Source organism: Paenibacillus sp. FSL E2-0177 (genome assembly GCF_037992975.1).
Taxonomy (GTDB): domain Bacteria; phylum Bacillota; class Bacilli; order Paenibacillales; family Paenibacillaceae; genus Paenibacillus_AQ; species Paenibacillus_AQ odorifer.
The window spans coordinates 4,206,168-4,218,611 of sequence record NZ_CP150307.1; the positions used below are offsets into that span (position 1 = coordinate 4,206,168).

11 protein-coding genes and 1 other annotated feature are annotated in these 12,444 nt (G+C 42.6%); of the genes, 3 read left to right on the plus strand and 8 right to left on the minus strand.

The window, feature by feature from the left end:
* Positions 1–5 precede the first annotated feature (5 nt).
* Complete coding sequence (metG, locus tag MHI25_RS18710; protein WP_076190930.1) at positions 6–1,652, minus strand: methionine--tRNA ligase; 1,647 nt, start codon at positions 1,650–1,652, stop codon at positions 6–8.
* A 44-nt stretch (positions 1,653–1,696) separates the two neighbouring features.
* Positions 1,697–1,958 (minus strand) — a binding site (T-box leader).
* Between the two features lie 125 nt (positions 1,959–2,083).
* On the opposite strand from metG, the gene MHI25_RS18715 reads away from it, so the two are divergent.
* Positions 2,084–2,548 carry a DUF4362 domain-containing protein gene (locus MHI25_RS18715; RefSeq protein ID WP_340393933.1) on the plus strand — a complete coding sequence of 155 codons (465 nt, stop codon included), beginning with the start codon at positions 2,084–2,086 and terminating at the stop codon, positions 2,546–2,548.
* 66 nt (positions 2,549–2,614) lie between these two features.
* Here MHI25_RS18715 and htpG read toward each other — a convergent pair whose 3' ends face one another.
* Entirely contained in the window at positions 2,615–4,495 is a 1,881-nt protein-coding gene (gene htpG / locus MHI25_RS18720) for a molecular chaperone HtpG (protein ID WP_076127889.1), read from the minus strand.
* A gap of 280 nt (positions 4,496–4,775) precedes the next feature.
* On the opposite strand from htpG, the gene MHI25_RS18725 reads away from it, so the two are divergent.
* Complete coding sequence (locus tag MHI25_RS18725) at positions 4,776–5,198, plus strand: VOC family protein (RefSeq protein WP_076279622.1); 423 nt, start codon at positions 4,776–4,778, stop codon at positions 5,196–5,198.
* On the opposite strand, the gene MHI25_RS18730 is transcribed toward MHI25_RS18725, so the two are convergent.
* Positions 5,169–6,044, minus strand: coding sequence for a LysR family transcriptional regulator (locus tag MHI25_RS18730; protein WP_076127886.1), 876 nt, complete (start codon positions 6,042–6,044; stop codon positions 5,169–5,171). The genes MHI25_RS18725 and MHI25_RS18730 overlap by 30 nt on opposite strands.
* A 121-nt stretch (positions 6,045–6,165) precedes the next feature.
* Here MHI25_RS18730 and dapA point away from each other — a divergent pair, with 121 nt between their 5' ends.
* On the plus strand, positions 6,166–7,062 hold the full coding sequence (gene dapA / locus MHI25_RS18735; protein WP_340393936.1) for a 4-hydroxy-tetrahydrodipicolinate synthase: 897 nt from the start codon (positions 6,166–6,168) through the stop codon (positions 7,060–7,062).
* A 149-nt stretch (positions 7,063–7,211) separates the two neighbouring features.
* Here dapA and MHI25_RS18740 read toward each other — a convergent pair whose 3' ends face one another.
* The 5 genes from MHI25_RS18740 to MHI25_RS18760 form a co-directional block, all read right to left on the minus strand.
* Positions 7,212–8,600, minus strand: a complete 1,389-nt coding sequence (locus MHI25_RS18740) for a DEAD/DEAH box helicase (RefSeq protein WP_081383205.1) — start codon at positions 8,598–8,600, stop codon at positions 7,212–7,214.
* A 732-nt stretch (positions 8,601–9,332) separates the two neighbouring features.
* A complete protein-coding gene (locus MHI25_RS18745; protein ID WP_036688383.1) occupies positions 9,333–9,905 on the minus strand; it encodes a phosphate propanoyltransferase in 573 nt (190 codons plus the stop codon).
* 138 nt (positions 9,906–10,043) lie between these two features.
* The gene (locus MHI25_RS18750) at positions 10,044–11,009 is read right to left on the minus strand and encodes a dipeptidase (protein WP_339281130.1); all 966 of its coding nucleotides are present in this window, start codon (positions 11,007–11,009) and stop codon (positions 10,044–10,046) included.
* A 121-nt stretch (positions 11,010–11,130) separates the two neighbouring features.
* Positions 11,131–11,391, minus strand: coding sequence for a stage V sporulation protein S (locus MHI25_RS18755; protein WP_019910496.1), 261 nt, complete (start codon positions 11,389–11,391; stop codon positions 11,131–11,133).
* Between the two features lie 199 nt (positions 11,392–11,590).
* The gene (locus MHI25_RS18760; RefSeq protein ID WP_076276224.1) at positions 11,591–12,385 is read right to left on the minus strand and encodes a TIGR00282 family metallophosphoesterase; all 795 of its coding nucleotides are present in this window, start codon (positions 12,383–12,385) and stop codon (positions 11,591–11,593) included.
* Between the last annotated feature and the right edge of the window lie 59 nt (positions 12,386–12,444).

The window sequence follows — 12,444 nt, forward strand, 5'->3', positions numbered from 1 at the left end:
CAGCTCTATTTATTCACTTGCTGTTGATCTAGCCTATCCTCTTCTTCTTTAATACGGCTAATATCAATTCGTTCAAACAATAATTGTAAATCAGTAACCTGTTGGTAAGGGGGCACCGAGCAAGGCTGCCAATTCGGTAGTTCTAACGACAGGAACCCCCTGATCTTGTCACAAGAGAACGGTAGAAACGGATGCAACAAATTCGCTAAGTTCGCAATAATCTGCACACATGTGTATATTGCAGAATCACAAGAAACCTGATCCTCTTTTATCTGTATCCATGGTTTTTGCAGATCGAAATACTGGTTTGCCTTGCGCACATAAGAAAAAATAAACTCCAGCGCATCTTTTAGATTCCCAGCCTCAATAAGTCGTCCTGATTCCAGATACAAGAGGTCGATATTGTCCTTCCACCCCTTATCTAATTGCCCATTTGGCACTTTCCCTTCATAAAACTTATCTACAAAAGCCAAAGAACGGTTCACAAAGTTACCAAATGCTCCAAGCAGCTCTCCATTATGGCTATAAATAAACTCTCTCCAGGAAAAATCCGTGTCCCGCTTCTCAGGTCCATTGGCAATTAAGAAATAACGAATAGAATCTGGCTGATACCGCTCTAAAATATCAGGTACCCAGACCGCCCAATTTCGGCTAGTGGAGAATTTCTGCCCTTCAAGGGTTAAATATTCGCTAGATATAATCCTGTCCGGTAAATGCAGACCTCCTGCTCCTAATAACACAGCCGGCCATATTAAGGTGTGAAAAGGAATATTGTCTTTACCATGCACATAATAAGCGGTAATCGCCCCTTTTTCCTCTAACCAAAAATCCTCCCAGCTTCCTCCGGACTGTGCAGCCCACTGCTTACTGGCTGATAAATAACCACTTACCGCCTCAATCCAAACATAAATTTTTTTATCTTCAAATCCAGCCACAGGAACATCTACACCCCAAGACAAGTCTCTTGTTACCGCGCGGTCCTGCAGCTCTTCTTGTAAATAACGTTTGGTCAGTTTTATAGCGTTTTCTCTCCAAAATTGTGCTTCCTCTACATATTCCGTTAATTCAGACTGAAAATTAGATAAGCTAAGATAATAATGTTCTGTCGGCCTTTCTGTTGGTGTATTCCCACATAATTTGCAGACTCTGTCTAACAAATCGGCAGGATCTAGAATCGTAGAACAATAATCACATTGATCCCCTCGCGCCCGCTCACCACATACCGGACAAGTCCCTTCCACATATCTGTCTGGCAAAAAGCGCTGATCCACCTCGCAGTAGCATTGAGCAATGGTTTTTTTATATAAATGACCATTCTCTAGCAGCTTTGTAAACAACGCTTGCACAACCTTATGATGCTGCTGTTGATCCGTTCGAGTATATAGATCATAACTAAATCCCAGCTGTTCAAAACACTTCAGAAACTCTTCATGATATCTGCTTGCAAAAGCTCCCGGCGTAATCCCTTCATTCGCAGCCTGAACTGCTACGGGTGTGCCATGGCAATCACTGCCTGATACATATAATACGTTATCCCCTTTGGAGCGAAAATATCGTGCCAGCACATCCCCAGGCAACACACTTGATAATCTCCCCAGATGTAAAGATCCATTCGCATACGGCCAAGCGCCACCTATAAACACATTACTCATTAACCTTCTCCTCCTTTTTTTAGACAACAAAAAAACTCCCATCCACAAAGGACGAGAGTTCTACTCACGTGTTACCACCTAATTTTATAAATGCCTCATAACATTTACCTCTTCAGGTACGACGTTAATTAACGTTTATACCCTAGCACTGTAACGGATGCAGGTTCCGGCGCAGCCTACAACCCATAAGGTTTCGATGCGCAGCTCTGAGACCATATTCCCAAGGGTTTTCTTTACTCCTTTTCAGCGACCGGAGCTCTCTGTTGAAAGAATTGCCGTGGTACTCTTTCTCTTCTTTGCTTTTACATATTCAAGTAAGAGAAAATAATACTCAATTTGTTGTTTATTGTCAATGTGAAACATCAAGCTCTCTGTAACTTTTCCAGTTAATCTCCGTCTTTTATATAAATACGTTACAAGGAGGTCCCTCAGTGAAAAAAGTAAATTTGCTTACACTCTCTGTTCTTTTACTAGCAGGAGTATGGGGTTGTTCCGATCATAAAGTTAATTCTGTTCCCAAAAGTGAACCCTATACTTCCAAAGAAGCCATCAGTAGAGGGGATATTGTTTCTTTTGAAAAAGTGTACAACCTCGATAAATTCGAGAAATTTATAACTAATCTCTCCAGCAAAAAAGCAGACAATATACGCGTTACAAGTTACACAGATGAAGGCGATCCCATATTTAAGGATTTAAAATTTGACGGTAACGTGATTAATTACAGCTATGATGCTTCTAATGATGCATTCGGTGGAAGCAACACAGGAGTCAGAACCGATACCTGCTCCGAAGTGACGAGTAAAAAAAGCACACAAGGTGAAATTATCTATTCGATCAGCGGTTGTACAAATAATGACTCTGAAATTGATTACTACCTTTTTCGCACAACAAAATGAAATACTGAAATAAAAAAGACCACCCAATCAAATCATAATACAATTGGATGGTCTCTGTACTTCATATTATTTCATGATTTTGCAAATATCATTGGTGAATTGAACAGGATCACTAACCTGTAGACCTTCGATCAACAGGGCTTGGTTGTACAGCAGGTTCGTGTATAAACCGAGCTTTTCTTTGTCGTTCTCTGCTGCCGCCTTCAAGGACTGGAACACTTCGTGATGGATGTTGATTTCGAGTACCTTATCCGCTTGCACCTCTTGGCCATTCGGCATCGATTTCAGGATTTTCTCCATCTCGATTGTCAGTTCACCTTCGGCAGAGAGACATACCGGATGAGTCTTTAAACGTTTGGAAGCTTTAACATTTTTCACTTTGCCGGACAGGATGTCCTTCATCGCTTCAAAAAGCTCCTTGTTTTCGTTCTCTTCCGCTTCCGTTGGCTTGTCCGCTTCGTCGGCTTCGATCCCCAGATCTCCGCTGGATACGGATTTAAATTCTTTTTCCTTATAAGACTGAATCATCTTGATCGCAAATTCATCAATATCATCAGTGAAGTAGAGAATTTCATACCCTTTATCCGATACAAGCTCGGTTTGCGGGAGCTTCTCGATTCTGTCGATCGACTCTCCGGAAGCATAGTAGATATACTTCTGATCTTCTGGCATTCTTGAGACGTATTCGTCCAGCGTAACCAGCTTCTTCTCCTTAGAGGAATAGAACATCAACAAATCTTGAAGGGTGTCTTTGTGCATCCCATAATCGTTATAGACACCAAACTTAAGCTGTCTACCAAAAGCATTATAGAACTGCTCATATTTCTCTCTTTCATCCTTCAGCAGGCTTTGCAGTTGGCTTTTCACCTTGTTCTTAATGTTCTTAGCGATCAGAGTCAGCTGACGGTCATGCTGGAGCATCTCTCTGGAAATGTTCAAGGACAGATCCTCTGAGTCCACCATACCTTTTACAAAGCTGAAGTAATCAGGCAGCAGATCCGCACACTTGTTCATGATCAGCACACCATTGGAATAGAGCTCAAGACCTTTTTCATATTCCTTTGTGTAATAGTCAAACGGCGTATTTTCTGGAATGAACAGGATTGCATTGTACACTACAGCACCATCGGCACTGATATGAATATGTTTAAGCGGCTTATCGAAGCCGTAACGTTTCTCTGCATAGAAGTTATCATAATCTTCTGTAGTCAGCTCGCTTTTGTTCTTGCGCCAGATAGGCACCATGCTGTTTACGGTTTGTTCTTGAATAACTTCTTCGAACTCGTTCTCCGTGCCTTCTTTTGGCTTTTGCTCCTTCACGTCCATTTTAATTGGGAAACGGATGAAGTCGGAGTATTTTTTAATGATAGATTTCAGGCGATATTCTTCCAAATATTCATCATATTGATCTTCTTCCGTATTCTCTTTAATCTTCAAAATCACATCAGTGCCGACAGAATCCTTCTCGACAGTCTCGATGGTATAGCCGTCAGCGCCCTTAGACTCCCATTTAAAGGCCTCGTCACTGCCTAATGCCTTACTGATCACTATAACGTCATCAGCCACCATAAACGCAGCGTAGAAGCCCACCCCGAACTGCCCGATGATGTTGTGGCCATCTTTAGCTTCGTTCTCTTTCTTAAAAGCAAGAGATCCACTCTTCGCGATTGTACCTAAGTTATTCTCCAGCTCCTCTTGTGTCATCCCGATACCTGTATCGGAAATCGTCAAGGTTCTGTTCGCCTTATCGGCGGTCACTTTAATATAATAATCCTCTTTATTGAAGACCAGGCCTTCATCAGCTAATGCTTTGTAATAGATCTTATCAATCGCATCACTTGCATTGGAAATCAGCTCACGCAGGAATATTTCCCGTTGTGTATAAATGGAGTTAATCATCATTTCCAGCAATCTTTTCGATTCGGCTTTAAACTCTTTTTTGGCCATGAATAAATAAATCTCCTTTCAAAATAACCTTCTTATCCAGCACATCGTGATTAGCACTCTTCTTAGATGAGTGCTAATTCTTCTTTTTATATAACATAAACTCATTTTCAATGTCAATATTTACAGCGACTTTCATTAAATAAAGCTGAATTTTGCATACAAATTTAGGATTTGATCGATAAATAACATTCAACTTGCACATAGGATGATTCTATGTTTTAAATAGATTAGATACATAAATTACAAATAAAGGTCTAGCATCTTCTCTGGAGGGATTCAAATGCATGAACAAGTACAGTCCATTGTAAATTCTTCAGCAACAAGTCCCATTAAGAATTTGATTGGCAGTGTATTTATCCCCGTACACGATATTGAAAAAGCCCGTAACTGGTATTGCCAAGTCCTAGGACTCCAAGAAGCAGATCATTCGATTATAAACGGTCATTTATGTCCGTTAACTATGCAAGGAAGCACTGGGATCATTCTGGACACCATGCCCATGTGGGGAGGTTTAGAGCCTGAAGGGGCTCCTCCAATTACAACACCTGCTCTTATGCTTATAACCGATGATCTGCAAGCCTCTTTCAACTATATAAAGGAGCTCGGTGTAGATATAGTAACCGAAATTCAAGATCAAAAATGGTTTGTAGTAAAAGACCCTGATGGGAATAAACTAATGATTTGCAAACAGCATTTGGATTAAAAATTGCAGTGGTTGTGATTTCCACTTCTTAGGGTGCATGAGAAGCTGCAGATCAAAATGAATTTCGGGATGAACAAAGGACAGCTCAGCCAAGCTTCCCCGTTCAATTTCTTCCTCTGCCACGATTTTGGGTAACAAAGCAATGCCAAGACCATTCATTACACAACGTTTAATGGCCTCCAGATTCGAAAGCTCAAAACCTATGCGGAATATGATCCCGTGCTCTTTTAACAAATTCTCGAACAAACTCCGGTAAATACAGCTTTCCTCCGAGACTATTAGCTCACAGTTATTCAGATCCTGTAGGGTTACCGTATCCATCTGGGCAAGCGGATGATGAATGGGAGCTATCAAAACAAGCGGCTCATCTCTGACGATCGTACGCTCAAGGATGGAATCCGCAGTGGTGCGATCCAACATTAAGCCTAGATCTACTTCGCCATCTTTTATTTTGGCAAGAAGATTAGCTTCCTGCATCGTTTGCAGATGAATATCCAGCTTCGGAAATTTAGTCCTTAGCTGCTGCAGGTAAGGAGGTAAATAAAAGGCCGCTAAAGAATCTATCGTCCCAATAGTTAACGTACCTCCGATTTGCTGGGCGATGGTTTCTTTTGAACGATCATATAAATCCAAAATCTCCACGAACAGCTTCAATAACTCTTCTCCTGGCGGGGTAAGCCGCAGCTGACGGCCATGCCTCTCTATTAAAGGTACTCCATATTCCTTCTCTATCTTCTGTATCTGCATCGTCACACTTGATTGTGCATATCCCAATTCTTCAGCAGCTCGCGTAAAGCTCTGACGTTTAGCCACCTCGCGGAAGGTTCGTAAATAGGTTAAATCCATTACCTCACCCTAACATCAATATTTTTGATGATCCATATCATTTATTATAGCTAACGACGATGCTACTTTCCATGGTAAAGTGTATGTAGAGGAATTAAAATATTTTGGAGGCCGATAATTTATGCTTACAGAACAACAGATTTATGGAGTTTATGTCCCCGTGGTCACCCCGTTCAATGCTGCTGGTGAAGTTGATTTGGATTCGTATCAGCGTTATGTAAAGAACATTATTAACAACAGCATACAAGGTCTGGTCGTTAATGGAACCACCGGAGAATCGCCCACTGTAACCGTAAATGAAATGCAGCTTCTAGTAAACACTTCCCGTGAGCTTCTACAATCCACATCAATCCCCTTAGTAGTTGGTACAGGTACCAATGATACAGCCTCTACGGTTGCACGCACGGAAATTGCTGCAAACCTTGGTGCTGATTGTGCACTAGTAGTCGTACCTTATTATAGTCGTCCCTCACAAGAGGGTATCATTGCCCATTTCCGCAAAGCAGCAGAAGTAGGCATACCAATCATGGCTTATGATATTCCAAGTCGTACAGGTACGGCCATGACGGTAGATACTGCACGTACCATCCTAGAAATGAATAATGTTGTCGGTTTAAAAGACTGCTCAGGCAGTACAAAAATGGTTACAGAGTTAGTCCGTACAGGTGCTAAACCTGTGCTTGGCGGCGATGATTCCCTCTTTTATGAAATGCTTAGCTGCGGAGCAGCTGGGGGTATGCTTGCTACTGCCAACGTTTTCCCGGCAGAATGCCTTCGTATCTTTGAAGCCTTTACATCTGGTCAAGTGGACTTCGCTAAAGAAATCTTTGAACAACTACTGCCGATCATCCGCCTATTATTCAAGGAATCGAATCCCGCTCCAATTAAATGGATGCTTAGCCAAAACGGCCTACTGTCCTCGGATACGCTTCGCCTCCCTATGACTTCCATCAGCGCAGGACTTCAGCAAGAACTGAGCCCCTATGTTCAGGAGAATACAATTGAAGCAACCGCATAAATGAAATAACAACAGCCGTTGTACAGTGAGGAACTGTTTAGCGGCTGTTTTTTGTTGTAAATTATCAGGAAATAAAACATAAAAAACCATCAGATTTACTCTGACGGTTTTTTTATTTTGCTATAGAAACGATACGCATTCAAACTAACTTATCTGCTGCTCGTTTTTTGTCTTCCTTTTGTGAACCACTCGGACTTTGGCTTCAATGGAGGGTTAGACTTAGGTTTTGCTTTAGCTGGTTTAGATGCCGCTGATTTTGTTGCTGCCGGTTTTGTTGCCGCAGGTTTAGCAGTTGCTGGTTTGGAATTCGACGGTCTGGAAGACGATGGTCTCGAAGCTGCTGCTTTCGAACCTGACGGTTTCGCCGAACGATCTGTCTTCATTTGCGTTTTACGAGACATCGGATAAGGATGGTCCTTAACTTCCGGAATCGATTTTCCAATCAATTTTTCAATATCTTTAAGGAAAGGAAGCTCTTCAGCTTCGCAAAAAGAAATTGCCGTTCCGCTCAATCCCGCTCTGCCTGTACGACCGATCCGGTGCACATAGGTTTCCGGAATGTTCGGTAAATTGAAGTTGATTACGTGAGACAGCTCATCAATATCAATTCCCCGGGCAGCTATATCCGTAGCTACGAGAACACGAGTCGCACCGCTTTTAAAATTCCGCAAAGCGTTTTGGCGATCATTTTGTGATTTATTGCCGTGTATGGCTTGAGCAGCAATGTTCACTTTAGCCAGATCGCGGGTAACACGGTCTGCACCACGTTTGGTACGAGTAAACACCAAAGCTGAGACGATGGATTTATCCTGTAACAGCAGGTTCAATTGGTTTTGCTTATTTCCGTTCTCTAATAAATAGATCGATTGATTGATTCTATCCGCAGTAGATGACACAGGTGTGATTTCCACCTTGACTGGATTCACAAGCAATGTTTTGATCAATTTAGAAATTTCAGTTGGCATCGTTGCCGAGAAAAACAGAGTCTGCTTCTTCGTAGGCATTTTGGCGATGATTCGTTTCACATCATGAATAAAGCCCATATCCAGCATCCGGTCAGCTTCATCCAGAACTAAAATTTGTACATATTGCAGATCTACACGTTTCTGATTGATCAGGTCGATAAGTCTACCGGGGGTAGCAATAAGAATATCGGCACCTTGATTCAGTGCACGCTCTTGCACTTTCTGTGACACACCGCCAACAATGGCAGCAGAGCGGATATCTGTATATTGGCTATACGCTTTTATGTTATCAGCAATTTGAATCGCTAGTTCTCTTGTCGGTGTTAAAATCAACGAGCGAATGCGTCGCACATTATTGGATTTGTTTGGGCTCGATTGTTCGCTTAGCAATTGAATAATAGGCACGGAAAATGCAGCTGTTTTTCCTGTTCCCGTTTGCGCGCATCCAAGTAAATCTCTACCCGCTAATACAGCTGGAATCGACTGCTCCTGTATTGGTGTAGGTGATGTATAGTTTTCTTTGCTTAAAGCCTTCAAAATTGCAGGCACAATATTCAGTTCATTAAATGTCATTGGGTCTCCTTAATTTCTAATACATATATTCTTAACAATAAATCCTTTTGTCACGTCATAAACCATAATCATAACACAATAAGTTACATAATAATAGATTTTCTTTATCATCACACCAATTTTCATTAATAATCCATTTCAGGATACTATCCGTTCTGCTCTTACAAAAATATTTTTACTAACCGTAAAATACTCCTCCTCAATTTATCCTGCGGCGTATCTTTTGTTGATCGTGTTGAGACTGCTGAGACTGCTGAGACTGCTGAACCTGCTGAGACTGCTGAGACTGCTGAGCCATCGGACTCAGACGCCCTTATTTCGAAAATTCGTGGATTTTGGACATGCTATCGGACTCAGATGCAGTTATTCACACCTTCGAAGCCCAATTCAGTACAAATATAAGGCAATAAGAGCTATGCAGTCCGAAACCTTGGCAAAATAGATCAAAATGCTGAAATAGCTGCAATACAGTCCGATAAGTACAAGCCGTCGGGTAAACCACGCAATCCTTACAGCACGCCGATCAGACACACATTCCTTATAGCACACAGATCAGACACACAATCCTTACAGCACGCCGATCAGACACACAATCCTTACAGCACGCCGATCAGCCACGCAATTCTTACAGCACGCCGATCAGACACACAATCCTTACAGCACGCAGATCAGACACGCAAAAAAAGCGGAGGATTTCTCCCCCGCTTCTTATCTTTGCTATAACTATGATGACTATTCTACGATTTCAGCAGTATCGCCGTTGTTGGCACCTGCAGCGTTAGCTTCGTCAGTGTCAATATGCATATCCAGTTTAAAGCTGTCTGATACGCGTGCAATTACGTTCTCCAATACGAGACCACGGTCGCCTCCGAGGCGAACTTTAAGCAATTGCTTATCAGCAATGCCCCAAGCTTCAGCTTCAGAAGTATGGAAATGAATGTGACGAGCGGCGATGATAACGCCTTGTTCCAATTCTACTTCGCCAGCAGGTCCTTTAAGCGTAATGCCAGGTGTTCCATCAATATTTCCAGATTCGCGAACTGGAGCTTTCACGCCAAGTGCGAAGGAGTCAGTACGGGAAATTTCTAATTGGGAAGCCGGACGAGCAGGTCCCAAAATTCTTACTTTGTCAAATTTACCTTTGCTGCCGATAACTGCTACTTGCTCATTTGCTGCAAACTGTCCTGGTTGAGAAAGGGGTTTGAACTCCGTTAGTTGATATCCTGGGCCAAACAAAGCCTCCACATGCTCTTGCGTAAGGTGAATATGTCTAGCCGACACACCTACGGGTACAGTCTTACTCATAGTAAAGTCACTCCTTGTATTTTCTCTAGTATCTGTACAAGCCATTAACCATTATACATCTTCTTAACCAAAAATAAAAAGCCCCACATCATAACGAGGGCCTTTTTTTCGACAATTCATACTTTTAGAGCAGGATTGTCATGATTTAGACACCTGAGAAGGTAAGTTTGTGCGCAGGTAGGAGACCGCATTCTCATATAACCAACCTTTTACGGAAGCTTCTGGATAGTAACGAAGCAGGTGCTCCGCGAGCTCAGGGTATTTTCCCGGATGCTCCATGTTCTCTACCCAAGTGTCAATGCCGTCAAAATCCGAACCAAACATCATATGTTTCTCGCCACCTAGACTACATACATGATCAATATGCTTTAATAAATCATCCATACGAGCTTTTCCATCATCACATACAAACCACGGATAAAAGGTCAGGCCCATTCTTCCGTCCATTGCAATCAAAGCTTTAATCTGTTCATCATTTAAATTTCTAACATGCCCACAGATTGCTGCGGCGTTCGAATGGGAAGCTATAAACGGACGTGTGCTTAAGTCGGCTAGCTCCCAAAAACCTGCCTGAGACAAATGCGACACATCAAGCAGCATTCCACTGTCGTTGCACCATTCGATCAGCATTCGCCCTTTTTCCGTAAATCCGCCGTTGCGCTGCTCCAGAACACCGTCCGCTGCCCAATTGGCATAATTCCAAGTGATTCCCAAAAACCGCACGCCAAGCTCAAAGCAGAGCTGTGCATAAAACAAGTTCCCTTCTAGACCGTCTACACCCTCCAGAGAGAGCATTCCCCATGGGGATGCTCCAGCTGTTCGTTTTCCTACCTCCTCCTTCCAACGCAGCCACTGAAGGCTCTCTGCGCCTATTATTTTTTGCCGGAACAAATCAATTTGTCCTAAAGCATTCTCAAAGCTAGGTCTTCCTCTACTTGCCGAAAGGTATATTGCAAAAATCTGCAATTCCACACCGCCCGCTACCAGCCGCTCTCCGGTAACATCCAGCCGAGGATCATTCTTAAAATCCATATCTGGTGATGCTTGCATTTTACTCAGCACATCACAATGAAAATCCGCAACCTGTAGCTTATCGGTTCTCATCCCAAGCCCTCGCTTTCATGCAGCCCTATTCCAGATTCTATGCTTAAAAACGCCAGACTATATACCAAAAGCAAAAAACCTGTTTACATAAGTAAACAGGTTCATCCGTTCTATGCTTCTATTATCTGGGTTCTACAATCAATTTAATCGCGGTTCGATCCTCTCCGTCAATCACAATGTCTGTAAATGCCGGAATGCAGATCAAATCTACTCCGCTTGGTGCAACAAATCCCCGGGCAATGGCAACTGCTTTGACTGCTTGATTCAGTGCTCCAGCTCCAATAGCTTGTAATTCGGCCGATCCACGTTCACGAAGAACACCTGCTAAAGCGCCGGCGACGGAATTTGGATTGGATTTAGCTGATACTTTTAATACATCCATAGTAAGTACCTCCCCTGGGAAAATAATGGTGTTCTTCCACTACTTTAGATGTTATTCGCGAGAGAAGAAATAATTCCTTCTTTTTGCGGACTACTCTGGAGAAAATGGTACAATAGATACTCTTTTTCGATATAATAAATATCACACTTTACCCTTATTCGGCGAAATTACCCGGAAAATCACTTATCTTATCCTACTACTAGCTCATTACCCATTCATCTTCACGTAGCCGTATTTTCTCCAGACGGGTAGCCGCGCCAGTACTCTCGTCTAACTCTGCAAATAAACCATGAAGCTGCCACTTGCCTTCATCAACAACAAATCGTGCTGGAAGCTGTGTAGTGAACTTATAAAGTACTGCATCTCTTTCCATACCCAGAATCCCTTCGCTTGAACCAACCATGCCCGCATCGGTCAAGTAAGCCGTTCCACCCGGCAAAATCACATCATCATTCGTCTGAACGTGAGTATGGGTCCCTACTACAATTGATGCGCGACCATCCATGAAATAGCCCATGGCGATTTTCTCAGAGGTAACCTCTGCATGGAAATCAACGAGAATGCATTTATGATCTCTACGTAGCTCTTCCACAATTTCTTCACCCACACGGAAAGGACAATCAATCGCAGGCAAAAATGTACGGCCTTGCAGGTTAACTATAGCTAGCTCTTTGCCGTTACCTTTAACAACTGTATATCCTCTTCCCGGTGTTCCTGGAGGAAAATTAGCAGGACGGATAATCCGGGCCTCATCGTCGATAAACTCGAAGATATCCTTGTTGTCCCATGTGTGATTACCCATGGTGATTCCGTGAACGCCCCAGTTAAAAAATTCATTTGCGATCGCTTTAGTAATACCTCTACCGGCAGCAGAATTCTCACCGTTAACTATGATTATATGTGGTTGATATTTGCTTTTTAATGAGGGCAACATCTCCCGAAGTGCCTTCCTACCTACACTACCTACGATATCTCCAATGAATAGTACTTTAATGTTTCTCTCCTCCTAATCTTAACCTCTGCATCTAACGGATAAGTCTTCATATTTAAAAG

Coding starts and splice junctions, on each gene's coding strand:
- metG (WP_076190930.1), bottom strand. CDS start 1,652: ATGAGTAATGTGTTTATAGGTGGCGCTTGGCCGTATGCGAATGGATCT.
- htpG (WP_076127889.1), bottom strand. CDS start 4,495: ATGGCCAAAAAAGAGTTTAAAGCCGAATCGAAAAGATTGCTGGAAATG.
- MHI25_RS18725 (WP_076279622.1), top strand. CDS start 4,776: ATGCATGAACAAGTACAGTCCATTGTAAATTCTTCAGCAACAAGTCCC.
- MHI25_RS18730 (WP_076127886.1), bottom strand. CDS start 6,044: ATGGATTTAACCTATTTACGAACCTTCCGCGAGGTGGCTAAACGTCAG.
- dapA (WP_340393936.1), top strand. CDS start 6,166: ATGCTTACAGAACAACAGATTTATGGAGTTTATGTCCCCGTGGTCACC.
- MHI25_RS18740 (WP_081383205.1), bottom strand. CDS start 8,600: ATGACATTTAATGAACTGAATATTGTGCCTGCAATTTTGAAGGCTTTA.
- MHI25_RS18745 (WP_036688383.1), bottom strand. CDS start 9,905: ATGAGTAAGACTGTACCCGTAGGTGTGTCGGCTAGACATATTCACCTT.
- MHI25_RS18750 (WP_339281130.1), bottom strand. CDS start 11,009: ATGAGAACCGATAAGCTACAGGTTGCGGATTTTCATTGTGATGTGCTG.
- MHI25_RS18755 (WP_019910496.1), bottom strand. CDS start 11,391: ATGGATGTATTAAAAGTATCAGCTAAATCCAATCCAAATTCCGTCGCC.